Origin of the sequence: Crossiella sp. S99.2, assembly GCF_023094165.1 — a bacterium.
Classification (GTDB): domain Bacteria; phylum Actinomycetota; class Actinomycetes; order Mycobacteriales; family Pseudonocardiaceae; genus Crossiella.
Genome location: NZ_JALMDK010000014.1, coordinates 1 through 23,578 on the forward strand (window position 1 = coordinate 1; position 23,578 = coordinate 23,578).

Consider the following 23,578-nt stretch of genomic DNA (forward strand, 5'->3'; position numbering starts at 1 on the left):
TGTGGCAGAAGACCGCCGAAGAGATCATCGACTCACTCGCACGATATTGCCAGCGGATTTCAGGCGCAGGACACTAGCGCCAGAACTGACAGAGACTGTTGACAGTCCGGCTCCTGTCCAAGGCAGAGCCACTACTGAGCATGCATGGAGTGCGCAGAACCTGGGGAGGCGTGGTCTGTGCTGTGGGGGCAACTTCGCACCACTTGGCGCGACCATCAAGGTGGTGGGCCTGCGCATGCGCCACCTCTCAGGTACGCGGTCGCGAAGGTGGAAGCACAACTCCCCGAATACACGCCGGCAACTGCCGTCCCAGGCCGGGATCCGCACCACTCTTACGCAACGCCCGAACGCTGACTGCAGCTACTCAAGCGAAACTGAGGCTCCCTGACCGCGGATTCTTCAACGGCTACTAGCACTGATCCCGACACCGAGGTGTAACTGTGGTGCCGCGCCATGTAATGACCACGGGCATGCGGGACGTTGGCGTCTGACTGTCGAATAGGTGCGACCTACTGCCTAAGCAAATACCAACCAGCTCGACAGCAGTCAAGTTCGCGTCCTGCGGTAACCGTAACGACAATGTCATCATGGACCGACACAACCGACTTTCGGCGAATCATGCGCGATTCGGCATCCACGCAGGAATAGTTGCAGGATCACGCGGGTATTGTTCAAGATCCTCAAAATAGTCTTCGTCGTCGACATGAAAATCAAACTCCGGCCGACGATCGTAGTCAAAGTCGACCCTATACTTTCCCTCACGGTTCATCTCAAACACGGCAGTGTACCAGGCACCCTTCCCCGGCAGCGCCAACAGTTCTCGAATTTCCTCGAAGACATCAAGAGCATCGAAGGAGATCTCTCTTGAAGTCGTTCCACCCTCCGGGAGCGAGTACGTGACATCGATTTGAGACTGAGATGCAAGCATTCGAACAACGATTCGGGCCGTATCCCATTCCGTGGGTGCCGCCTCGGTCAGCGCTTGCCCGATCCGGCCATACAGGTCGTCCACAGTGTCCATATCTAATCCTACCTATTCTTGAAGCGCATCTGACGGGACGTCACGACCCCATCGTTGTCCGTGACGCGATAGGTGACATCGAAGGAATCCGGCCGAACTCCGCCCATTGAATACTTGGGTATAATTGTCAGGTCTACGCTGCCGCCGCTCTCGACTTGGCGCGATATCTCCGACTCCATATTATACCAACGACGTTGACCTCGACTGTTAAGCTGATCCGACATCGCAACGAGGTTGATCGCCTCGCCCGCGCCGCCCAGGCGTGACGCGATGAGGTGACCACCTTCGTCACCGGATTGTCTGTCTGCCCTGCCTGCCACCCGCTGCTGGTAGGCGTTTCGTGCGCCGACAGCCACGTCAGCATTCGAGCCAATTTGACCTTCAACTCTGATCACTCGAGATTGAGCGTCGGTTTCATATGTAGACCGATCGTCAACCCGGTATATCGTATTTGGGAGCGGCTTGTTCAACTCCTTGTTCCATGCACCCTTCTCGCCGCTAACCACATCCCTGACTGGCTTCCCGGATTCGTGCGCCCGCACCCCGTCTTCGTTCTTGTTGACGGTATCCACGCCAGCGCCTTGCCTATCGAATTTGCCTGAGTCAAGTTCTTCAGGTTGATTACTCACCTTTGAACTGTGGTCAACTTTGACCTCACGGAGGTCGCCGGATTCTTGGTCGTGACTATCTCCTTCCCCAGCACCTTCGCTGCGTCCGACCGGCGGCGCTTCAGGGTTAGTTGCAAGGTTCTCAGTTTCGGACTCGACTACGGCCTGGCCGTTTGCGTGACGCTCTTCGGGTAGATATTCGCGTTCGGTCGGATCTCCACCCTCGTCAATGTGAGCGACTGCGGCTACATCGTCATCGCCACTCATCAGCTTCTCAGTGCCGCGAGAGACCGCCTCCGCATCCAAGCGATTGTCCGCCGGTTCATCGTCAACCGAATCGCCGCCCATGCCACCGACATCTTGGAGCGTGACGAAATCTGCATCAAATGCAGTATCATCGTCATTCATCGCCGGATTCTCACCTGCCACTTCCGAGCGATCGCCATCGATCTCGCGACCAAACTCGCCAGAATCTGACGTCTCGACGGCATCCGATTGGCTCGTTTCGTCGACGGACCCGTCGGCAGGTTCCGCGGTGCGATCGTCGTCGTCGACGACTGCGGTTTCGCCAGTATTCGCAGGAACACCAGCATCACTGGCAACGAAAGACGCGGGCGCGCTCACACCGACTGCCTGGTTCGTGGTGTTCTCGTCTGATTCGACGGCTGAATCGTCGCTCGACTGCTCGGTCACGGCGGCGGGGTCGTCGGATTCGAGGTTCACTTCCAGGTCTTGTTCGCCTGTCAGCAACTCGTCATTGTCGTTATTGTCACCGCTGGTGATCGTCTCGCTGGTATTGGCAGATTCGAGGTCCTCGGTCCGCTCGGCGTCGTTGGGCCCTTGAGCGTCCAGGGTTGTGGGTTCCGACGCAGAATCGAGGGGTTCCTCCTGGTCGAGCACCTGGTCAGCGTCGCCGCGAATACGCATTGCCGACCCATCGTTCTGTCCTCCCGTGGCGGAGGCGGCGTCCGGTGGGCGCGGGGGCTCCAGTGGCACCGTCTCGGTGATCTCGGCGCTCATCGGGCATCCTCAGTGCCATCACTGAGGCCAAGGGCAAACAGTGGCCATGTCGTGCGGAACCCCAGGAAGGCGGTGGCGGCAAGGAAGCGATCAGCCGAGCTTCCTGCCTTGCTCAGACGGGCCGCGGCGGTCTCATAGCTCGGAGGCACTGCAGTGCCGGTGATGGTTGAGCGGGTTGGGAGCCAGGTGTCCGGGTGCTCGCGCAGCTGGGCTAGCTGCTCGGTCGTGGTGCCGCTAAGGAACAGACCGCGGTCCGTCCAACTCGCCGTGTCGGGATGCGGGGCAGAGACGGGGACATCTGGTGCACGGAGCGCTCGAAAGACATCGCTCCAGCGGTAGCGGCCAGCCTGCCAGCAGACCTCAGTGCCGTCGCACGGTGGTGCGGCCGCGTCGACGGTGGACAGTGCCGCGGTAGCGAGGTGTTGAGCGAGGGATTCGGGTTGGTAGTACTGGGTAAGTCCGCTGTAGCGGTTGTCGATGGCGGCTTGCACGCGGTGAGAGATGGCGCACTCGACGGTGCGGCGGTCGGCGCGGCCAGCCAGGTCGTCGAGCCACGTCTTGTCCGGGCGAGGCGCGGGCTTGCCCACTAGGTGGGCGATCGTGAGCAGTTCGATCCACAGGATGAGGCGTGGGTCGTCGGCAAATGTGCTGGCGAGGTTCATCTCGCGTAGTGCGCAGGGCTTGGTGCTGCATTCGGGGCCGCAGGCAGCGCTCCGGCTGCGCCGGATCGCTACTGGGATCCTCTCGGCGGTGCCTTCACGAGTTTCACCGAAGGGCACCGCGATGCGTATCGGGCGGTCCATGCCATCGGTGAAGGCTGCGGCGCGGCCCGGCGGCAGGGAGACAATGTGGCGAGATTGGGCGTCGTCGAGATTCATGGTGGCGCCGACAGCCTCGCGGTCGTCGGCTGCGGGAAGCCGGTGGACAATCTTAAGCGCGGTGTTCTTGATGACATCGGGAACGATCTTCGAGGGGATTTGTTCGGCGACGATGATGCCTTCGCCGTAGGCGCGGATCTCTGCCAGAAGGGAGGTGAACAGCGCGACAGCGTGGGCGGCTGGGCTGCCTGGTTCGACCCGTTTGAGCAGGCGGTGTGCTTCCTCGATGACGGTGACGTGTTGCAGCGGGACCGTTCCCTCCGCCTCGACGCGGTGCACGCGGAGGTGCTCATACAGTCGGATCAGGACTGCGCCAATGACGAAGGCCTTGTCCTGGTCACTGCCGATGTCTTCGATCTCCAGCACGACGTTGCGCCCCAGCAGGTCGGTAACATCGAGTGGGTGCCCGCCCTCAAAGAAGCGGCCGGGTGCGCCCTGGCGGAGAGATCCGATGCGGACGTCGATGAAGCCGCGGACGTTGTCGGTGATCTCCTTGCCGTAGCCGATGTTCCCGACCACCTGCCGTGCGGTCTGCTGCAAATCGCCCAGACTCGGGTAGGTCAAGCCTGTCCCAGGCCGGGCAGGCGTGCTCAGCACTGGATCCCAGCCGCGGTCGGTGTAGCAGCGGGTCAATGCGTGGGACAAAACCTGCGGGAACGGTTCGGTAGCCTCGAAAGCGGCCAGGAACAGTGCCCGTACGAGGTCGATGTGGGTTTGGAGTGGAAAGCCGGGTTCGGGTTCCAGGGGGTTGAGGGAGACGGGGATCGCATCGGGGTCGCCGGGGCGAATCACCGCGACCTGGTCAGCGCCGATGCGGCCAGCCATTCTGGCGTACTCGGCCTTGGCGGATTCGATGACCAGCCACGACACCCCGGCGTTGTGAAGTTGTTCGAGAAGGTGGCGCACGGTCTGGGATTTGCCGGATCCGGTGGCGCCGGCAACGAAGGTGTGCCGGTTGATCGTCTGCGAAGTGACGGTGAACTGGCCCGCAGGCTGGTTGGCGACATCCAGGATCTCGCCGAGGTCGATCTCGCCGATGTGCTCGGGTGTGACATCGAAGTCAGGGGCTTCGATGAGGCGGATTCCGGGCAGTTCCCTACGCGGCGGCCGGGCCAGTGCTGCGAGCATCTCGGCAGACGCGGCGAAGGATGCAGCGGTTGCCGTGGCTCTTGATGCCAGCGCGAGGGCTGGGGGGCAGGTCTGTTGTGCGGGAGTGAGGATGTAGGGCAGGTCGTCGAGGTCACTGGCGCTGCACAGCAGCGCTGCGGCGCGCTGGGCGACAGGTGCTGTCAGGGCTCCGACGAGAACGGTGAGGTCCCACATGCCGGAGGCCACGGCCCGGGAGAGTTCCCGGTAGCGGCCCTGGCTGCGCTGCAGTTCGATGCGGGACTGCTCATCAGCCTCGTTGGCCCGCAATCCGGGGATCTTGAACTGCAGGTGCTGAAGTTCGTCTTCGACGAGCTTCAACGGTCGTGGCCGGGCCAGCACGAGCCAGATGAACGGGTCACGGAAATGCGTGACGTAGTCGTCGAAACCACCCCGGCGTGGAGCGGGGGCTGACGTCGATTCCTGGGGTGTCCACAGTGGATCCGGCTCGCCGTGGCAGTGCACCCAGTGGGCGTATTGATGCCAGTCGGCGAGCACTTCTGTTGTTGTGAGGGCACGCCCTTGGCTGCCGGGTGGGTACAGCACTGGCACCGTCTTGTCGGCACTGTGTGCTTCGGCGCCGACCGCAGGCAGGTAAGGGGATCCGCCGAGTAGGATACGCATCCGCGGATCGCCGGGTCTCCGCTGCCACGCCGAGACCAACAGTGCCCTGTCGCCGTCACCAGTGCGAAATTCCGCGTGTGCGGCGGTGATCGCGGAAAACAGTTGCGCTGGGATCGGGTCCTGGGCACCGGGTTCCCGTGGGGGCTGCGGGGTGGAGTCGATCTGATAGAAGCGGATCGTCTCAAGCTGGTCCATGTTCGCCCCTTCTGACTGCGGGGCGGGCGATATGGGTGGTGGGGCGCAATGCGATGCCAGGGTCGCAGTCACCGGCCTGCACTAGCCGGCCGCCGGGGCCGGGGGCGATCACGATGAAGGCGGTGGGTGGCAGGTTCTGCAGTGTGCTCGGCTCGACCGTGTGCTCGTAGGTGCGGGTCTCGGTGGTGCCGGTGGTCTCGGCCTCGGCGGTGGACTCGCTGACACTGCTGCCCCAGCTGGTGGACTCCGAGGCCCCCTCAGTCTGTGAACTGTTGCGGCTGTGGGAGTCATCCGTCCATCTCCACGCCTGGCGGTTGCTGGAATCGCCGGTGCTGTCGGTGGTGGAGGTGGATTTCTGTGCGCCGTGGTTGATCGAGGTGCCGTGGGTATAGGTAGTCCCGGTGCTGGTGGAGACCTGGGTGAGGGTGAAGCGGTGCTCCCGCCCGATGTTGTCTGCGGCCATAGTGGCTTCTTTGGCGTTGCCCAGGCGCATGAGGACCGTGGCCGAGTCGCGGTTGCCCAGCAGGTGCTGATGTTGCTCGTGCAGCTGCTCGAAGAGCAGGATCAGCCGGACCTCGGCCCGGCGGGCCGCGCGGGTGAGGGAGTCCAGAACGGGGGCACTGAAGCGGTCTGCACCGGCGAGGAAGACGACGTCCTGTCCCGGGGTCCGCTGTTGGCTGCTGAGGTGGTGCTGCAGCCTCCGTAGCACCAGCGCATCCAGGAACGCCTTGCTGGTGCTGTCACCGCCAGTGGTGTAGGTGACCACCAGGCCCTGAGCCGGGCACAGCCGCAGCGGCTCCCTCGCAGCGGTGGCATCGTTGTCTGGTGGCGGGGTCTCGTGAACGGCCAGGTCGGCGATCAGTCGCCGCAAGTGCCGTAGTGCGTCGTTTGCCGCGGGTGATGCTCCCACGGTGCCCAGCCGGGACAGGATCGCCCGGGTTTCCTCCCGGCTGAGCGGGAAGTCTTCATCTGCCGGGCGGGCAATGCTGCTCAGCACCTGCAAGCCCGCGGCCAGCCGCCGGAACGTGTAGCCGCGTTCGAGGGATTCGGTGACTGCGATCAGCAGGTCGCTGTAGGTGGTGATCTCGGTGTGGCTCAGCGGCGTGGGGTTGAGCACGCTGAGCGCCTCGGCCACCAGCGTGGCGATCTCCGCGCCTTGGAGGCCTTGGAGCAGGCCGGAGTCGGCGAGTGTGCGCGGTAGCCCGATGGCGTGCACTGGCAGCCCCACCGTGCGGGTGAAGCGGGCCAGCGGGAGCGCGATGTGGGTCTCGGTGAAATCCAGCACCGTCAGTGCCTGGCCCTGGGCCAGCAGCGAGGTCCCTAACGTAGCCAGCAGGCTGGACCAGCCCTCCGGGGTGCCTCCGAAGACGTCTACGCGCTGGGACCGGGAAGCCGTGAAAGGGAACCATTCCTTCATCGAGTCCAGGACACGCTGCTGTTCCTGGGAGAAGGCCGAACGCCTGGCTTTCCATGCCTGGTGGTGGGTCTGATAGTCGCGGTATGCCTCATCACGAACACGGAATGCTCGCTCCAGCTGCCATGCGGCCAGTCTGTGTATCCCGACGGCGAGGGGAATCCCGACGACAGCGATTCCCAGTGCGGCGAGGTGAACGAACGCACCCCCGACTCCCACGGTGAAGGCGGTGGCGCCTGCTGCCGTGGTGCCCAGGGTGATCCGGGCTTCTCGGGCTGAGAGGTGATCGATCTCTGCTCGGTTGGGCTCTTGCCACTGCGGCTCGAGTTCCTCGCTCACCGCCGTGCGTGGGTCTGGTCGCTCCATGTGGAACCAGCCCCACCGTTCCGTGCTGGAAGTGGCTGGGTCGAACAGCACGTGAGCGAGTGCAGCCTGATTTTGCTGCTGACGGTCGCCGGGACCGTCGGCGGTGATGGAGCTGCTCACCGAGAAGTCCTCCCCTTGCCTCTCACGTGGTGGTCACTGTAGGCGGCCGTTCTGACACTCTGTGCCAGCACGAAGGTGTTCGGCCGCGGCAAGTAGCGCCATCACCCATTCAGCCCATTCGCGACGCCGGGTCGCCCGCCAGCAGGGCCGGTAGCCGGAAGGGCACGTGGAGTAGCCGCGCAAGAGCGAGACTGCGGGTGCCTCGACCTATGACGCGGTGTGCACGATGCATCCACGTGTCAGGGCACCTGTGCCTGGCACCGCATGCGGAACCAGCCCGGTTCGCCAAACACAGTGTCTTGCCGGCCGCGGCTGGTACTCCTCGAAGGCTGCAACCTCGGGCGCCGCGCCGACATCAGACAACGAGACCAGATGGCCTCGGCGGCATGGAGACTTCAGCACCGACAGCGGGCGGTCGGCCCGCAGCGTTCACCAGTCGTGGCAGCGGAAGGTCGGCGGCAGTCCATCGCCAAGCCGACGGCACAGGCTGAGGCGTGGTCGTAGCAGGACGCCAATCACGATTATTCTTGACCGGAGACCGCTGTAGGCGCAGGGAGCGCGCTGCGGGCCAAGCAGGAGGAACCCGGTCAGATATGACCCGGCAGCCGACTAGCAAGTTGCCAGGCAGCCAGGGTCGAGGAACAGTCCCACCCGAAACTCAGGAACCGTTCACGAGCAGCCTGGCCGCGAATAGCTGGAGTTGCGCGAGCCAAGCGGCCGCTCAGACACAGACTGCAGGCGGGCCAGTGGCGGCGAAGCAGGCCCTCGCCGTCGCCTCGGGGGGCTGGGCACCGGCGAGGGCCTTGCAGTACGCCCGGTGCGTCGTAGCCGACGCGACCGCTGTTACCCGCCTCGCTCAGGTGCACCCATTCGGCTCAATCAGCGGGGATGGATCGCACTCTGACCGGGACCGACGTAGCCTGCCCCTCACCAGCCCGTGCCTTCTCAGCTGTCGGCAGGGGCGGTGCCTGGCCGGTACAGCCCCAGCAGCCGTCAAAGTCAGACTGCGGCCAGCGTGCGGCCTCCTCCTGCTTGCTGTCGATCTACCTAGTCATCCAGACTCGCACACGTGTTCGACCGAACGGTGCAACTCGCTCCCTCCCTCGGCCGGGTCTACGACCGCAGCAAACCGGTCTGGGTGGACCTCAACGAGCTGTACCGGCACGGCTTCCTGGGCGACCGCACCGCCGCCAGCCTGCTCATCCGGCAACAGGGCCTGGTGCTCACCGGCCGGGTCCCCGGCACCCTGCACGCGTGGCTGCGGACCGAGGAGGGGTACTGGGCGGGGCTGGTGTCCTACTACGTGGCGGCGCGGCCGGGCGGAGTGGTGCCGCCGCTGGAGATCAAGAACCTGGTGCCGAGGGGGGCGTTGCGGCTGCGGGCACCGGAAGATCGGGACCACGAGCCGCAGTACTGACGCAGCCCGAGCAAGGACGCCACACCCACGCTGGTTCGTTCAGGATGCCGTCGAGCAGCTGCGCTGCTCTGGTGTGTCGTCCTGTGGTCCTCGGGGAATCTGAGCCAACCGGGCTCGGCTGACCTCGGTCATCGGGTGCCCCGTGCCCAGTGCCACCTCCTGCCGGCGCAGCACGTCACCGAGGATCGCGGCCGCAGCCGGGTGGGCTCCGGACTCGGCCAGCCAGTGCGCAAGGTTGTATCGGGTAGTCAGCGTGCTGGGGTGCTCCGGTCCGAGGGCTCCGACGGTGTCATCCAGCGCGTGTTGGAGAGTGGCGATCGCCTCGGTGACTGCTCCGGAGCTGGCCTGCCAGTGGGCGAGGTTGGATCGTGTGGCCAGCACAAGGGGATGGCCGCGGCCGAACACGCTCTGCGTGTCCTCGGCCAGAGGCTGGAGCAGAGCGATCGCCCGTGCCCGATCGCCGGTGAGGCCGAGGAACTCGGCGAGGTTGGCCCGCACGGTCAGGCAGTCCGGGTGTTTCGGACCGGGCGCCTGTTGCATCAGGATCAGAAGCTGGGTCAGCTCGGCCAGCGCAGTGGTGAGGTCTCCGGCGTGTCCGCGGCACAGCGCCAAGTTGTGCCGGGTGGTCAGAGTGTCGGGGTGATCCGGGCCCAGGAGTGGTTCGATGTCCTGGAGCAGGCGGGCGAATCCCGCTGCCGCGGTGGCATGGTCGCCTGTCTGGGCCAGGCAGCTGGCCAGGTCTGAGCGGATCTCCACGATCTCACTGTCGCGGGCGACGCCGGTGTTAACCAGGCGGGTCAGCAACCTCTGGTGAGTGGTGACGGCGTGGTGGTACTGCCCGGCTTCTCGTTGGGCGTAAGCGAGGTTGCGCAGAGCGGTCAAGGTGTCAGGGTGGTCCTCGCCCAGCACGCGCTCGCGGGTGCGGAGCAGTTTCGTGAAGGTGCTGATCGCTGAATCCAATTCGCCCGCCTCCTCTTGCCAGTACGCGAGGTTGTTCACGGTGCTCAGGGTGTGGGGATGATCGGTGCCGAGGGCGCGGATGCGATCCCGTAGCAGCCAGGCGAAGTCTGCGGCGGCTCCGGCGTGGTCTCCGGCGGTGCCGCGGCGGTTGGCCAGGTTGTGCCGGGTGGCCAGGGTGTCGGGGTGATGCGGCCCCAGAACTGTGGTGCGGTCCTTGAGCAGCAACTGCAGTGACAGGGCGGCCCCGACCGGGTCGTCGGCTTCACCTCGCCAGTGCGCCAGCCGCGCACGGATGGCGAAGGTGCTCAGGTGCTCTGTGCCCAGCTGGGTGAGCGCGGTATCCAGCAGGCGCCGGGCGTGGCCGATGGCGGTATGGAGCTGACCGCTCTGCCCCAGGCTGAGGTTGTAGCGCAGCAGCAACGGGTGGCAGTGCGAGTTCCACAAACTCGCCTCGGTGTGGGCGATGAGAGTGGTGGCGTTGCTGCGCAGTGCCGCGGCGGCGGTGTGCGGATCACGGTCGGCCACTGGCCAGATCTGCAGGAGTGCGTCGGCGGCCACGGTGGCAGCCGTGGCGAGGCCTTCGGTGGGCAGAGCTTCGCGGATGGCGCGCTGGACCAGGGCGTGAATGCGGATCCAGCGTGGGGTGGAGTCGCCGTCGTGGGTGATCAGGTGCAGGCTGTGCAGACAGGCCAGGGCATCCAGTGCGGTGTCCGCGGTGACGTCGCTGTCGGTGTGGGCCCGTAGATGGTTCAGGACGGCGGGGGTGGTGAACAGCGCTTCGGGGATGCCGTTGGCCTCCAGCAGACAGGCGATGTCCAGCAGCGGGGTGGCCAGGCCGGTGGGGATCATGCTGTTGGCTTGTTCGATGGACAGGTCCCAGATGGTGGCCAGGGTGTCGCGGTGTTCATCGGGCAGTTCGCCAGGGGCGGGGAGGAGTTCGCGCAGGCGGGTGCGGCGGTCGGTGAAGCGCCGTAGGTAGGTGCGGCAGGTCATGCTGGGGCGTTTGAGGATGTAGGCCGCAGCCTGAGCCAAGGCCAGGGGCAGGTGGTGCAGTTGCTGAGCGAGTTCGGCTGCTCCGTCGGCGCGGGCGGGGCAGAAGGCCAGGCGGCGATTGAGAAAGTCCAGCGACTCGCAGGCGGTGAACAGTGCCACCGGGATAAGGTGGCGGCCTTCGCCGTCGAACTCGAATTCTCGGCGGCGGCTGGTTACCACGACCTGTCCAGTGGGCGTATGGGGCGGCCACAGTCCATTGAGGTCGGTGGCTGTCTGGACATCGTCAATCACGACCAGCCAGCGCGTGGTGGTGGATGTCAGCCAGTCCAGCCAGATCTGGGCCATGCGTTGTGTGCTCTGACCGGCTTTGCGGGCCCGTACCGGTCCGGGATCGGCGGCGGCGGCCACCGCATAGGCGCTGCGGATCTCATCCGCGGAGGAGCCGTTGACCCACAACACGACCTCGACGTCCCCGGCCTCCCAGAGGCGGCGGGCGTGCTCGGCGGCGATCTGGGTCTTGCCGACACCGCCCAGGCCGCACAACACGTGGGAGCAGGCGCCGACGAGCACGGCCGTACCGTGCTCGGCTGAGATTGCCTGGAGCTGTTGAGTGGCGGCCCGGTGTTGGAAGGCGCTCACCCTTGGGGGGAGGGGCCCCAGGAAGTGCCGGGTGAGCATCACCGGGCCTGGGGCGTTGAAGGTGTTCTGTTCGTAGTAGACGGTGCCGATGGATCCGCCTTGGACTCCGTGCATGCGCTCGGCGCGATTGAGAGTGTGGGGCGCAACCAGGTCAGTCTCACCGGGGGTGGGTTCACTGGCCGGCGGCTGCGGGTTGGTGGTGGGGGTTTCGGACACGGACAGGTTCTGCCTTTCATCACAGCAGCTGTACCCGGGCCTGTGCTGCCCTGGTTGCGTTCGGAGCAGGAATGTCGTCGTAGGCGCGCTGTCCTCGGCAGGCGGGGCTTCCTACTTCGTCTTCGGGTCGGGTTTGACGGTGTGCGTCATCTGACACACACCTCCGACCCTGGGCCTGCTGTGCTGTCCGATGTGGACAGCACAGTGCCCCGATCAACTACACAGCAACGGATCCGCACGCCGGTGCGGGTGGTGCTGCCGTGCTGACGCGTAGCCACAACAGCACCACCGGGGGTGGGGCGAGTGTTCAGAGGGCGAGGGCCACCGGGTTCTCCAGGAGCTCCTCGATGTCCGCCGCGGTGCGCGGCTCGCCGAAATACGGGCCTTGGGCATGCCGCGCGCCGAGTCGTTGTGCCTGCCGCAGCTGGGTTTGCTCGGTGACACCGCTGACAGTGACCTGCTGGTTGAGGTCGCGGCACAGCTGGATCAACCGTTCCGCGGGTGCACGCATCGGGCTGACCGCCCCGTCCTGGACTGTCCCAGAGCCCTCGATATCGAGCGGGGAGAGCAACGCGGTCAGTTGCGGTGGGATGACCGCGGAGGCCACAGTCATTTTCGGCAGGCAGTCCAGGCGCCGGGCGTTGATGCCCAGACCAGTCATGGCGATTTTGACGCCGGTGGCGCAGAGCTGCTCCAGCATCGGGTGCACCTGGCCCTGCTCGTCGATGATGGCCGTCTCTGGCAACTGCAGGTGCAGATGCTCAGGCTCCAGCGCCGCGTCGGTCAGTGCGGAGCGCACATGGTGCAGCAGAGCTTCATCCGCGGCCATGCGCAGGGGAACCGGCATGTGGACGAACGGGGCGGTGTGCCCGAACCGCCGACGCCAGCGGGCGCCGTCGTGCACGGCCTGCTGGATGATCCACGGGAGCAGGCCGCCGACCAGCTTGAGTTGGTCGGCTTCCTCCACCAGATCGTCGATGCCGATCGTGCCGAAGTCGGGATGATTCCATTCCACAGTGGCCTGGACACCGGCCAGCATCCGGGTACCGACACGGGCTACCGGGTGCCAGGCGATCTGGATCTGCCCCAGACCCCATGCCTGGTGCAAGCCCATCAGCTTGCTGTTGTGCTCCCGCTGCTCCTTGCTGTTGGGCCGGGCAATCGGGCACGAGGAGCGGATCGTGACTTCCTGTTCGTCATTGAGCGCGTTCTCTGCGCGTTGGAGCAGGTCGTGAGCCTCGACTCGAGCCGGGTCGCCTTCGGCCACCGAGATTCGTACCTGCGGGCAGATTTCCACCACCTGCCCCGCGGAGGCGGCTCCCTTGTCGGCGCTGGGCCGCACGGTGACCGGATCGGCAATCCAGTCCATCATGCGTTTGACCGTGTCCATGACTCCGACCCAGGCATCCGGCACCGGCAGCAGCACCGCGAAACTGGCGGCGTCCAGCCGCGCGGTGAAGGCACCGCGGATATCGGCGATGGCGCCGATGATGCGGAGCGCGGCGGCGTTGATGACAGTGTCGGCGGCGGCTTGGCCAAGTTTGCGGGTGATCTCGTGTTGGTTGTCCAGGCGCACCACGCAGATGCCCACCGAGCTGTCGGCTGAGAACAGGGCCATCTCCTGCTTGGCTGAGGCCAGGAAGTGCCGCCGGTTGGGCAGATCGGTCACCGTCTCGTGCGCGCTGCCCGGGTGGGGGCGTCGGGACCAGTGCTGCAGGCTGGTCATGTCGTCCACGACCAGGTGCAGGCCGCCGCCGCTGTCGGCAGGGTCATAGATCAGTCCGACAGCGATCAGGGTCTGGGGTGTGGCGCTGGTCCCAGCGACGGTGATCTCGACCCAGCTCTGCTGCCCAGGCATGCCTAGGGCCTTGTTCAGGGCCGTGTGCAGTGCCTCACGGTCGGCTGAGGTGTGTCCGAGCACGCGCAGCAGTTTGCCGATGGGGTTTCCTCGGGGGATGAGCTGGGTGAAGGCCTCGTTGGCGTCCTGGATCACCCCGAGTGGGCTGAGCGCGGCCATGGGCACGGCTGTTCTCTTGAGGCGGGACCGGAAGACACTGCTTTCGGTCAGGGCTGGGCTCAGTTTGCGTCGGTGGGCGGTGAGCACGGCCTGCATCACGCCTTGTTGTTCGTGATAGACGCGCTCTCGGGTGCCTGAGATCGTGCCGCGCACCAGCTCTCCCACCACCATGCCCGCGGCGTCGGCTGGACTCCGGTGGTGGCGCTGCAGGCTGCTGATCCAGACGTGGGCGCAGGCGAGGATGGCCGCGAGCGATTCCGGGGTCAGTTGCAGGTCATGGGCCAGCAGATAGCCGATGTCATAGGCCGAGCGGTCGGCGTGGCCGGACAGCACGAGCGTGCGCACGTGCCCCGCGGCCTCGGTCAGGCTCTGCAGGACCATCGCGTCGCTGTGGGGCAGGTAGGTGCCCTTGACCGCGGCTTGCAGCCATTCCTTCCCGATGTCCTCCACACTGCGCGGCGCGCTCTCGGGGTCGTGTAAAGCAGGCAGTGAAGCGTCCTCGGCCCCTGCGGTCTCCATGGCAGTCCTTGCTGGGCTTTCGTCTCTGGGCGTTGCCAGGATCGCGGCCAGTGTGGCTGCCTTGGCCTTCTGATCGATGGGAGTGTTGTCGAGGGCTGCCTTCAGATCGGCCAGACCGGTGTCTACCCGCTGGCCTAGCTGCTCTAGGCGGGAGGCCGCTGTGCCAGGGATCCGTCGCAGCACACGCTGGATGAGTCCACGCATCAGGCGCCTCCGTTGTGGTCGCGGTCAGGTTGTGGGGCTCTAGGCGGGCGCTGGGCCGCAGTGCGCCCGCGACTGGGGCCGGTCTCTGCCCGGCGCAACGCCGTGCGCAGCGCTTCGACGGCCTCGCTGCGGTAGTCATAAACCGTGGTGACCTTGATCTGCAGCTGAGCCGCGATCTCCTCGGGCTCCAGCCCTTGCAAGATCAGCGCGATGACCTGGCGAAGCCGGGGCCGCAGCTTGGGAATCTGCTCCAGCAGGACGGCCTGGACATTCGGGTCAACGGCATGACCGGCGCTGGTCTCCATCCACTGCCTATGCCGATCGGACAGTGATGCCTCCGGTGTGCCGGCATAGCCACTGCTCACCAGGTTGCGCGCGATCGCGATCAGGTAGCCCTTGCGGGATTCCACCGGGTGGTCCCACATTTTCCAGCACCGCAGGAACGCCTCGGCGACGATGTCCTCGGCGATCTCGGGATTCCGGTTAACCACACCAGCTCCCAGCAGGCGATACCGGACGATGATCTGCAGCTCGGTGTGATGGGCCTCGTAGAAGGCGGAAAACTCCTGGCGAGCACGGTCCTCGGGACGATCCTCGTTCACGAAACATCGCCCTGACCTCGCAACCGGCCATCCCCTACGCCCTGATGCCGCAGACCGCGGCCGCGTTCCGGCACCGTCAACGCCGGCCTGCACGGGCAGGACGGTGTGACAGACCGCCGCCGCATCCCGGGTATCGCCGCAGCGGCACCGGGAGCGGAGATCATGACGGCGAGGGTCCCCCGACCAACCCACCGCACGCCGTGGGAACGCAGCACCTCGGCCACCACGGACGTCATTCGACTCAACTGAAGGGTTCCCTCCCAATCGGGGTTCGGGCCACTCAGTGGAGACCCGCACTCTTAAAGAGCCCCAGCGACACCGAAACCTCGGTACCGATCCGGCCGGTTCAGGCGATCGTGTGAACAACCGCGGCTACTCACTCGCGCGGATCACACCAGTGGGCGCTTGGCTACGGCGTGATCATGCACAGGCGGTTGTCCCGATGGCGGCCCGCCATCATCAGTGGTCGCGGGTGTGCCCCGTCTAGCGGCTTCCACAACCAGCACCACGCCCTAGACTTGATCATGACTGGTAGGGGGTGTCAGTGGAGGATGACGTGCGCCCCGAGCATGGGCCTGCCCCTGCCGAAAACCACTCGAGCCCCGCGCGCGTCTACAACTATCTCGTGGGCGGCGAACTACACAGTGCGCTGGACCGCGACAAGGCTGCTCGCATCCTCACCGTGCTGCCCTGCGCGAAGAAGCTTGCCCAGGCACATCGGCGTTTCGCACTCTCGGCCGTGCAGCGGATGCTGGCAGCCGGCATCACCCAGTTCCTCGACTTGGGTGCCGGACTTCCGACTGCGGGCACCGCGGCGCATGCCATCACCGCGGCCACGGGGTCGGCCAGGGTTGTCCTAGTGGAGAACCATCCTGACGTTGCCGAGCAAGCCCGTCGCATAGCCGACTCCCGCGTACACGTCCTGCGGGCCGACCTCACTGACACCGTGACGGTGCTTGATCACTGCACCAGGACTGGTGGCCTCGACCTTGACCGGCCGGTGGGCATTCTGGCCATCGACTCCCTCCATCTGGTCGATGACCATGATCAGCTCGGCCAGGCACTGGCGGCTTACCGACAGGCTGCGGCCGCTGGCAGTGTCCTGGCTGTCTCGGTGCTCAGCGACGTGAGCCGCACCCATTCTCTCGCGGACTACCTGGAGTTCTGCGCTGCAGACGGTGTTCCCACCCGCCCGGTAAGCAAGGGTCAACTCCTGGAACTGCTGGGGCGGTGGGCGCGGTCACCCCGGGTGGAAGTACTGGGCTCAGATGCCGACCTGCCTGCCATCGCTGCATTGGTCATGATCTAAGGAGATAGGTCCACGCCCTTGCGCCTGCTCTGTTGCGCTCACAGAGGGAGGACAACCGCGGAGTACGGCGGACCGCTCAGGTCTCCGGTTCACTGCTTCACTTCGCCCACGCTGTGTCTTGATTCGATGTCGGCATAGTCTGCCGTGGTCGAGAGCGTGTACAGCGTGGGCGCGGATACAGCCCAGCTGAAGGACAGCGAGGTTGAGGCTCGGTTGGGGAAGAACTCGGCCATCGCTGTTGGCGTGGTAGCTATGCGGGCCTGCTGGATCAGCGATCCCCACACCCGCAGATGCCGTCCAGCTGGCGGGTACTCCGCATTGGTCTGGGCTCCTCGAGTCGTGGCCGTTGAGCCGGACCAGGGCGAGCCGATTGAGTTCCGCAGGGTGTGGTGAATCAGGGCGAGGACCGGTGGTTACTGTCATGGGCTCCAGGCTCGGTCTGCCATGGCAGACAGCTCCAGGCGCAGGGTCGAATCGATGTTGGCCTATCGTCATCACGTGGCCTGGGGCCACTGCTGCCGTGTGCAGTACGTCGATACTCCTGGCGGTTGTTGGCCTTCTAGGGCATCATCGACTATCGTTTGCCTATGCAAACAGCATGCGGACTTTTCCGGTCTCAACAGAGAGCAACGCGTCGCTCACCATGTGGTCACACCTCTCCGCACCCCAACGGGACATCGACAGTGACCCCTCTCCGGAGCAGCCACACAACATCGCATGACCACCAGATCACATCATCAGAGGGCCGTCCGCCTTGGCCGGGGCACTACAAGGACACGTTCCCGCTCGCCCTCGCCTGCACCGCAGATGAACCCACCTCAGGCAGCAACCATGGCAGATGAACCGTTGCTCAAGACGGAGAGCACCGAACCCCCCGCGCTCAGCCAGATCGCACAGCACTTGAACTCCATCCTGAACCAACTCGCCCAGGCATCCACAAAGACACAGAAGGACACACCTGAGCCCCTCATGACACCCGAGCAGGTCGCTGAATTAGTGCAGATTCCTGTGCGAACACTGAAGAACCAGTTGGCGGCCGGAGCCATCCCGCACCGTCGTTTCGGAAAGCACTACCGGTTCTCGGCCGAGGACTACAAGGAGATCGTGCGCAGGTCCCGGCACGTTGGGTCCCGAGGCCCGACAATCCGCTAGAACAGCGACATTGACAGGCCGCTGGCAATCCAGTTTCACTCCATAAGCACAGTAGCGTGGCCCATTCGAGAAGTGTCACCATCACTATCGGAATACAACCCCAATTTTGGATACCTATAGAACTTATGGTATCTTATTATCAGGCGACACTTGATCGCCAATGTTCACCCAAGGTTCAAGCAACAACAACTGAAAATCGAGAAGGTGTCATATGGCTTACGGCGCACCAAGCGGGAGTAAAGATTTTCCTTGGCGGGCTCGATACAAGAGGCCCGACGGAAACCTGGGCAGCAAGTCGGGTTTCCTGACCGAGCGAGAAGCAGAGAACTGGGGCAACGAACAGGAAGCCTTGATTCGACTCAACAGGTGGGTTGATCCGCGGGTTGCGGAGATGCCCTTCGAGGACTTCGCGGAGGAATGCTACGAATCGTTCGTCGGTCGCCTGTCCAGCACAACTGCCAGCAAGTACCGGATCTACCTCGATGCCCACCTTATTCCGGAGTGGGGTGAGTGGAGCCTGATCGACATCGCCAGAAGCTACATGATGATCGAGAAGTGGGTGACCGCGCTTCACGAGGACTACGCCGACTCGACAGTGGCGGCGATCTTCGCCTACTTCTCCACGATCCTGAACAAGGCGGAGGCGGCACAGATTATTCCGTCCAATCCTTGTCGTCATGTCAGGGTCACCCGCGGGTTCGCCGTCGACCACCTGGTGGCCTCTCCCGTGCAGGCGCTCCGCGGTGCCATGCGCCTGTATGAGAGCCCGTTGGGGCTGTCCGGGTTCACCCTGTGCCTGAGTGCCTTCTTCTCAGGTGCGCGCTGGGGGGAACTGGCCGGCGAGCTGCGCAGCGAATACGACCGGGATGGGCAGCGGATCGGCATCACAGCTCCGCTCAAAGAAGTCGGCGGTGAGCTGACCAAGCGGGGTGTCAACGCCCAGGACGCTCCGGATCTCGCCGAGGCCCTGGCGGAGAAGTCACGGCCAGGCGGCGCCAAGCGCCGGAAGAAGGGGCGGGCGAAAACCCCGACTTCTGTGCGATGGGTGCAGATGCCGCCGAGCATCGGCTCATTCCTCGACCTGCTGCTGGACAGTCATGACTTCCCGTACGTCTTCGTCAGCCCGGAAGGACTGCCGCTGCGGCGAGGGAACTTCCGCCAGCGTTACTGGCGGCCCGCCTTTGACGGGGCACGTCCTGACACTCCGGGACATCCCGAGCACAGGCCGGCGATCCTGCGCTGGTTCACTTTTCATGAGACGCGGCATTCACACACCACGCTGCTGACCGAAGCGGGGGTGCCGGAGGTGGCCCGGCGGGCGCGGCTGGGGCAGAAGATGAAGGGCATCGCGAATGTCTATGACCACGTGACACCGGTGATGGAGGAGCAGGTGCTGCTCGCGTGCGAGCAGATGTGGGACTCGGCGCTGGCCGGGCTCTACCTCGAGGAGCAGAGGCGCCTGGTGCGCTGGTTCCCCCATCTGGAGCAGGTTGTGAACAACGCCACATCCTGGCGGCAAGAGCAGGATCCCCGGGTCGTCGCCATGATTTCGCCATCTCAACACGCACGGACCGCCGGTCAGATCAACCGGCGGTCCGCTTAGCTGCATATATATCTGGTGGACGATACTGGGATTGAACCAGTGACCCCTACCGTGTCAAGGTAGTGCTCTCCCGCTGAGCTAATCGTCCGAGGCGGAGGCGGGAATCGAACCCGCGTACAGGGCTTTGCAGGCCCTTGCCTAAGCCACTCGGCCACTCCGCCGTTCCCTGTCAGACTTCCGATCCGAAGATCGTGATCCTCCAGAGGTCCGGCCCGTGAACGAGCCGCCCAGAGCGGATGACGGGATTCGAACCCGCGACCCTCACCTTGGCAAGGTGATGCGCTACCAGCTGCGCTACATCCGCGTGCGTTCGGCCTGGCGAAGTTTCCGTGCTGCTTCCCCCTGTGTTACCGGGGGTTTTCGCTCTTGCCGTCCAACGAGGAGAACCTTATCCGACGAGGGGGATCCGGATCAAATCGGGGGGTCCCCCACCGCGGGCGCGCGCCGCACCGCGCGCCGTTTCCTCAGCTCAGGTCGTTGGAGAGCAGCTGGGAGAGGGCCTCGTCCATGTTGACCCACAGGTTCTCGTTGCCCGGGGCGGCCAGGTCGTAGGTCCGGTCCAGGAAGTCGGCCAGCTCCTGCGCGGAGGCCTCGAACATGGCGTGGCCGGACGGGGAGCTGAGTTCGATCACGACGACCTCGGGGTCGTCCACGGCAGGGCGGATGCGGACGTCGCCGTCACCCGCGTCGGCGATCAGGCCGTCGGCGAGCAGGTCACGGGAGAAGACCCAGTCGACCCAGCCGGTGCGCCCGGTCCGGAACGCGGCCACCACCGCGTACGGGTCACGGGTGTCGTAGCGAAGCTCGACCTGCACCGGGACCGCGGGGGTCCGCGGGGCCAGAAGATCGAAGACCGCCGTGGAGCGGAGGGTCACATGGTCGTTGCGCATCGTCGCCCGCCTTTCTGCACTGCTGCCGTTGCCTGCCGCCCTGGGAACGGCCGTGCGATGTATTTGTGACGCGAGAGTGGCCAGTTGCGCTCGCCTATTGTCGATAGATCACCCATCCGGGGCAGAACTACTTCGGTGGGCGACCAGAATGTTGCGCTGAGTGGTCAGTCATCGTCTCTGGATTTTGCGTCGAGGTCTAGCCTGAACCGGTCCGCGCCCTCGTGCGAACGCTGGATGTGAGGAACCCCTTGGTTGCTGATCGGCCGAGATCCCCGGCTGCACGGCTCGACCACGCTAGCACCGCCGCCCAGACCGGCAGGCCCGCCGGAGGAGTGACCGATGGCGAGCTTGTCACCCGGTTGGCGGAAGGCGACCGCGTAGCGTTCGCAACCCTGTACGACCGGTACTGCCGACAGGCGTACTCGTTGGCCAAACGTGTCTGTGTTGATACCCAGCTCGCCGAAGACGTGGTCCAGGAGGCTTTCCTCACGTTGTGGCGGGATCCCGGCCGCTATCAGGAGCAGCGCGGCAGCGTGTCCACCTGGCTGCTGACGGTGGTGCACCACCGCGCGGTGGACGCGGTGCGCAGGGAGAACACCCAGCGCAAACGATCGGCCGCGCAGGCCGAACAGGCCCTGGTCAGCGAGCAGGAGCACCCCGGAGCCGACATCGCGGCGATCACCGGCGTGCTCGGCGAGAAGGTGCGCGACGCCCTGCACGAGCTGACCGGCGAACAGCGGGAGGTGGTCGTGCTGGCCTACTACGGGGGCTACACCCAGTGCGAGGTCTCGGCGCTGACCGGTGTCCCGCTCGGCACGGTGAAATCACGCATGTTCGCCGCGGTGCGCAGGCTGCGCACCCTGCTGACCGGCGGGAACGAACAGGACCGGGATCTCGGGGAGCAGCGGTGAACACGGAGTACCGGGGCCAGGACTGCCCCCATGAGGAACTGGCGACCGGCTGGGCGCTGCACGTGCTGGAACCGGCCGAGGTGGCCGAGTTCGAGGCGCACCTGCCCGGCTGCCCGCGCTGCCAGGACGTGGTCGCGGCCACCCAGGAGGTCAGCGCCGAACTCGGTCGCGGTGTCCCGCAAGAAGATCCACCGGTCCACCTTCGGGCGAACCTGCTCGCCCGAATCGACCAAGAACCCCAGGTGTCCGCCCGCCCGGACGGCCATTCCGGCGGTATCGCCGAAGCGTCGTCAACGGTCGGCGAACGGCAGCCTGATGACGAACTTTCGATCCGGCGAAGCGCCCGGAAGTCAGCCCGACCGGGCAACCGGCGGACCCTGCTCGCCATCGCCGCCTCGGTGCTCGCCGTGGTCGCCATCGGCGGACTGGGCATCCGGGTCGTCCAACTCGGCGCCGAACGCGACGCCGAGGCAGGCCGCTCCGCCGCGCTGGCCAAGGCCGTGCAACTGATCGGCGACCCCAACATGCGCCGGGCCCTCATCGGCGCCGCCGGCGACGGTCACCCGGTGGCGATGGTGGTCGCCGCGGGCAACCGGGGCGTGCTGGTCCCGATGGACCTCCCGGCCAACGACCAGACCAAGCAGACCTACGTGCTCTGGGGCGTCGCCGGCGCGGGCCGGGCCCCACAGGCCCTGGGCGCCTTCGACGTGGCAGGCCCGGAATCCGAGCCCAGGACCGTAAGCTGGCCCGACAACGCGCCGCAGTTCACCGGGTACGCGGTGTCCCTGGAGAACGGGCGTGCCGCACCCACGACCCCGACCACCGTCGTGGGCCAAGGAAACCTGGAGTAGGCGCTGAGCACCACCTCCGAACAACCCGAGTCAGCGGGCTTCACCAAGGAAGGCGCCCAGCCGCACGTGCTGGACCGCCTCGCCCAACGCTGGGGCTTCGCCGCCAAGATCCGCGGCAACCCCACCCTGCGACTCCTCTTCCGCATCGCCGTAGGCGTGGTCGGCGGCCTGGTGCTCGCCCTCGGCGTCGTGCTGATCCCCTACCCGGGCCCAGGCTGGCTGGTCGTCTTCGCCGGCCTGGCCATCCTGGCCACCGAGTTCTCCTGGGCGGGCAAGGCCCTCGCCTTCGCCAAGTCCAAGTACGACGCCTGGACCCACTGGCTGCGCCGCCAGCACTGGGCCGTCCGCTGGGGCGTCCTGGCCGCCACCGGCCTCATCGTCCTGCTCACCCTGTGGCTGCTCAACGTCTTCGGCATGATCGCCGGCTGGTTTGACCTGGACATCTCCTGGCTGCGGACCCCGTTTTCGCGCTAGCGAGTGGATCGTGTAATGTTCTTCCTGCCCGGCCGGAAGGCAGGGCGGGAAGACCCGGGCGATTAGCTCAGCGGGAGAGCACTTCGTTCACACCGAAGGGGTCACTGGTTCGATCCCAGTATCGCCCACCGCCGGTTATACCTGGTCAGATGGCCTGTCGATGATCTTCATCGGCAGGCCATCTGCCATTGTGGGGAGCAAATGGGGAGCACGGCCTCCTGACCACTTCCGCGAATCCGAAGTGGTCACGCCGCATCACACCCCAGCCCCGGACTCCGTCTCCACATCCAGCCGCCGTCCTGTTCCCACCGCCGCTGCAGCTTCGCCAGCATCTGCTCGATCATCAGATCCGTGACATGCGAGTAGTCGTCGTCGACGTCCTTGCGCTTGTGCCCCAGGCGAATCAACCGCAGGATGCGCGGCACAGTGTCTTCGATCAACCAGGTCGCGTGCGTGTGCCGCAGGTCGTGGAAGTGCATCTCCTCATTGAGCGGCTGCCAGTCCTTGTCTTTGTCCCCGGCCAAGGAGGGAAGCCAGACCCTGCGGCGGAAGTTGGACCGCCGGTGCAGCCCGCCGTGGGCCCCGGTGAAGACGAACCTCGAGTCGGGATTGCGCTCCCGGTGCTCGGCCAACTGCGTCGTCAGAAACGGCGGCAGGTGCACCGTCCGTGCACTGGCCGGGGTCTTCGGCGGGCCGAGCTCCAGCTTGCCGTTCACCTCGTGCAGGGCCCCGAAATTCGGGTCGACCTCGATGCGCGGATCCTCATCGAGGTAGGTGCGGATCCACTGCAGCCCGGCCAACTCGCCCCACCGCAGTCCGGTGTAGGCATCGGTGATGGTCATCAGTCCGGCGTCCGGTTCCATCCGACCGGCCAGGGCGTCGACCTCGTCGGTGGTGGCGTGTGGCCGCTCGGGGCGGTCGTTGAAGTTGATGCGCAGCTTCCGGCACGGGTTCGACCCGATCAGCTGCTCGTCGACGGCCTCGCCAAGGATTGCCGAGAACAGCACCAGGATGTCCTTGGCACTCTTGTCCGCCAACACCGGGCGCAGCTTTTTGTTCACCCACCCCTTGACCTCGATGCGCTGGATGTCCCCCAGCGCGGTACCGGTCCACCGGGGCATGATGTGGTTACGGATATGAGAGTCGTAGGTCGTCCACGTCACCTCGGCGACGTGATGCGCCTCCGTCCACTTGCGAATCCACTCATCGATCGTGGTCTGCGCCAGCCGAGGGTCGGGGAACCGGTGCCGCCGCTGGTCAGACTCGATGTCAGCCGCACGGTTGTCCGCCTCCACCTGGGTGACGAAGCCGCTCTCGGTGAAGATCGTTCCATCGTCCAGGCGATACCGGACACGGAAACCATCTCCCCGTTTTTCTACCCATGCCATTGTTTGCCGCCTTCGCGAAAGAATGGATATGGCTGCACCTA

The 23,578-nt window shown here is 65.4% G+C and carries 17 protein-coding genes and 4 tRNA genes; 8 read left to right on the plus strand and 13 right to left on the minus strand.

The window, feature by feature from the left end:
* Positions 1–616: 616 nt before the first annotated feature.
* From MZC64_RS37950 to MZC64_RS37965, 4 genes are read right to left on the minus strand one after another with little or no spacing between them, the layout of a single operon-like run.
* Positions 617–1,021 carry an immunity protein YezG family protein gene (locus tag MZC64_RS37950; RefSeq protein ID WP_247764512.1) on the minus strand — a complete coding sequence of 135 codons (405 nt, stop codon included), beginning with the start codon at positions 1,019–1,021 and terminating at the stop codon, positions 617–619.
* Between the two features lie 8 nt (positions 1,022–1,029).
* Entirely contained in the window at positions 1,030–2,649 is a 1,620-nt protein-coding gene (locus MZC64_RS37955; RefSeq protein WP_247764513.1) for a DNA/RNA non-specific endonuclease, read from the minus strand.
* Positions 2,646–5,492 (minus strand): ATP-binding protein, encoded by a 2,847-nt coding sequence (locus MZC64_RS37960; RefSeq protein ID WP_247764514.1) that lies wholly within the window; start codon positions 5,490–5,492, stop codon positions 2,646–2,648. Before MZC64_RS37960 ends, MZC64_RS37955 begins: the two co-directional genes overlap by 4 nt.
* Complete coding sequence (locus MZC64_RS37965; RefSeq protein ID WP_247764515.1) at positions 5,479–6,909, minus strand: hypothetical protein; 1,431 nt, start codon at positions 6,907–6,909, stop codon at positions 5,479–5,481. The genes MZC64_RS37960 and MZC64_RS37965 overlap by 14 nt, the downstream gene beginning before the upstream one ends.
* A 1,552-nt stretch (positions 6,910–8,461) precedes the next feature.
* Here MZC64_RS37965 and MZC64_RS37970 point away from each other — a divergent pair.
* Positions 8,462–8,809, plus strand: a complete 348-nt coding sequence (locus MZC64_RS37970; RefSeq protein ID WP_247764516.1) for a hypothetical protein — start codon at positions 8,462–8,464, stop codon at positions 8,807–8,809.
* Between the two features lie 39 nt (positions 8,810–8,848).
* Here the strand turns inward: MZC64_RS37970 and MZC64_RS37975 are convergent, their stop codons facing one another.
* From MZC64_RS37975 to MZC64_RS37985, 3 genes are all read right to left on the minus strand, one after another.
* Positions 8,849–11,332 carry a tetratricopeptide repeat protein gene (locus tag MZC64_RS37975; protein ID WP_247764517.1) on the minus strand — a complete coding sequence of 828 codons (2,484 nt, stop codon included), beginning with the start codon at positions 11,330–11,332 and terminating at the stop codon, positions 8,849–8,851.
* A 592-nt stretch (positions 11,333–11,924) separates the two neighbouring features.
* Positions 11,925–14,357, minus strand: a complete 2,433-nt coding sequence (locus MZC64_RS37980) for a GGDEF domain-containing phosphodiesterase (protein ID WP_247764518.1) — start codon at positions 14,355–14,357, stop codon at positions 11,925–11,927.
* The gene (locus tag MZC64_RS37985; protein ID WP_247764519.1) at positions 14,357–14,959 is read right to left on the minus strand and encodes an RNA polymerase sigma factor; all 603 of its coding nucleotides are present in this window, start codon (positions 14,957–14,959) and stop codon (positions 14,357–14,359) included. Before MZC64_RS37985 ends, MZC64_RS37980 begins: the two co-directional genes overlap by 1 nt.
* Positions 14,960–15,503: 544 nt before the next feature.
* Here MZC64_RS37985 and MZC64_RS37990 point away from each other — a divergent pair.
* Positions 15,504–16,268 (plus strand): SAM-dependent methyltransferase, encoded by a 765-nt coding sequence (locus tag MZC64_RS37990; protein WP_247764520.1) that lies wholly within the window; start codon positions 15,504–15,506, stop codon positions 16,266–16,268.
* A gap of 89 nt (positions 16,269–16,357) precedes the next feature.
* On the opposite strand, the gene MZC64_RS37995 is transcribed toward MZC64_RS37990, so the two are convergent.
* On the minus strand, positions 16,358–16,501 hold the full coding sequence (locus tag MZC64_RS37995) for a hypothetical protein (protein ID WP_247764521.1): 144 nt from the start codon (positions 16,499–16,501) through the stop codon (positions 16,358–16,360).
* 598 nt (positions 16,502–17,099) lie between these two features.
* Here MZC64_RS37995 and MZC64_RS38000 point away from each other — a divergent pair.
* Both MZC64_RS38000 and MZC64_RS38005 read left to right on the plus strand, forming a co-directional pair.
* A complete protein-coding gene (locus MZC64_RS38000; protein ID WP_247764522.1) occupies positions 17,100–17,420 on the plus strand; it encodes a helix-turn-helix domain-containing protein in 321 nt (106 codons plus the stop codon).
* 211 nt (positions 17,421–17,631) lie between these two features.
* Positions 17,632–19,023 (plus strand): site-specific integrase, encoded by a 1,392-nt coding sequence (locus tag MZC64_RS38005; protein ID WP_247764523.1) that lies wholly within the window; start codon positions 17,632–17,634, stop codon positions 19,021–19,023.
* Positions 19,024–19,036: 13 nt separating this feature from the next.
* Here the strand turns inward: MZC64_RS38005 and MZC64_RS38010 are convergent.
* From MZC64_RS38010 to MZC64_RS38025, 4 genes are all read right to left on the minus strand, one after another.
* Positions 19,037–19,111, minus strand: a tRNA-Val gene (locus tag MZC64_RS38010).
* Position 19,112: 1 nt separating this feature from the next.
* Positions 19,113–19,184, minus strand: a tRNA-Cys gene (locus MZC64_RS38015).
* A 70-nt stretch (positions 19,185–19,254) separates the two neighbouring features.
* Positions 19,255–19,327: transfer RNA gene (locus tag MZC64_RS38020), tRNA-Gly, on the minus strand.
* 160 nt (positions 19,328–19,487) lie between these two features.
* Complete coding sequence (locus MZC64_RS38025; protein WP_185007996.1) at positions 19,488–19,913, minus strand: SsgA family sporulation/cell division regulator; 426 nt, start codon at positions 19,911–19,913, stop codon at positions 19,488–19,490.
* 332 nt (positions 19,914–20,245) lie between these two features.
* Here MZC64_RS38025 and MZC64_RS38030 point away from each other — a divergent pair, with 332 nt between their 5' ends.
* The 4 genes from MZC64_RS38030 (at position 20,246) to MZC64_RS38045 (ending at position 22,277) form a co-directional block, all read left to right on the plus strand.
* Positions 20,246–20,824, plus strand: a complete 579-nt coding sequence (locus MZC64_RS38030; protein ID WP_247764524.1) for a sigma-70 family RNA polymerase sigma factor — start codon at positions 20,246–20,248, stop codon at positions 20,822–20,824.
* Positions 20,821–21,675 carry an anti-sigma factor gene (locus MZC64_RS38035; protein WP_247764525.1) on the plus strand — a complete coding sequence of 285 codons (855 nt, stop codon included), beginning with the start codon at positions 20,821–20,823 and terminating at the stop codon, positions 21,673–21,675. Before MZC64_RS38030 ends, MZC64_RS38035 begins: the two co-directional genes overlap by 4 nt.
* A gap of 66 nt (positions 21,676–21,741) precedes the next feature.
* On the plus strand, positions 21,742–22,149 hold the full coding sequence (locus MZC64_RS38040; RefSeq protein WP_247764526.1) for a TIGR02611 family protein: 408 nt from the start codon (positions 21,742–21,744) through the stop codon (positions 22,147–22,149).
* A 56-nt stretch (positions 22,150–22,205) separates the two neighbouring features.
* Positions 22,206–22,277: transfer RNA gene (locus tag MZC64_RS38045), tRNA-Val, on the plus strand.
* A 117-nt stretch (positions 22,278–22,394) separates the two neighbouring features.
* Here the strand turns inward: MZC64_RS38045 and MZC64_RS38050 are convergent.
* Entirely contained in the window at positions 22,395–23,537 is a 1,143-nt protein-coding gene (locus MZC64_RS38050; protein ID WP_247764527.1) for a tyrosine-type recombinase/integrase, read from the minus strand.
* Positions 23,538–23,578: the final 41 nt, after the last annotated feature.

Bases quoted from the DNA above. Each gene is read 5' to 3' on its own strand.
- MZC64_RS38000 (WP_247764522.1), top strand. From the start codon at position 17,100: ATGGCAGATGAACCGTTGCTCAAGACGGAGAGCACCGAACCCCCCGCG.
- MZC64_RS38005 (WP_247764523.1), top strand. From the start codon at position 17,632: ATGGCTTACGGCGCACCAAGCGGGAGTAAAGATTTTCCTTGGCGGGCT.
- MZC64_RS37980 (WP_247764518.1), bottom strand. From the start codon at position 14,357: ATGCGTGGACTCATCCAGCGTGTGCTGCGACGGATCCCTGGCACAGCG.
- MZC64_RS38050 (WP_247764527.1), bottom strand. From the start codon at position 23,537: ATGGCATGGGTAGAAAAACGGGGAGATGGTTTCCGTGTCCGGTATCGC.
- MZC64_RS37955 (WP_247764513.1), bottom strand. From the start codon at position 2,649: ATGAGCGCCGAGATCACCGAGACGGTGCCACTGGAGCCCCCGCGCCCA.
- MZC64_RS38025 (WP_185007996.1), bottom strand. From the start codon at position 19,913: ATGCGCAACGACCATGTGACCCTCCGCTCCACGGCGGTCTTCGATCTT.
- MZC64_RS37960 (WP_247764514.1), bottom strand. From the start codon at position 5,492: ATGGACCAGCTTGAGACGATCCGCTTCTATCAGATCGACTCCACCCCG.
- MZC64_RS37965 (WP_247764515.1), bottom strand. From the start codon at position 6,909: ATGAAGGAATGGTTCCCTTTCACGGCTTCCCGGTCCCAGCGCGTAGAC.
- MZC64_RS37950 (WP_247764512.1), bottom strand. From the start codon at position 1,021: ATGGACACTGTGGACGACCTGTATGGCCGGATCGGGCAAGCGCTGACC.
- MZC64_RS37995 (WP_247764521.1), bottom strand. From the start codon at position 16,501: ATGGCCGAGTTCTTCCCCAACCGAGCCTCAACCTCGCTGTCCTTCAGC.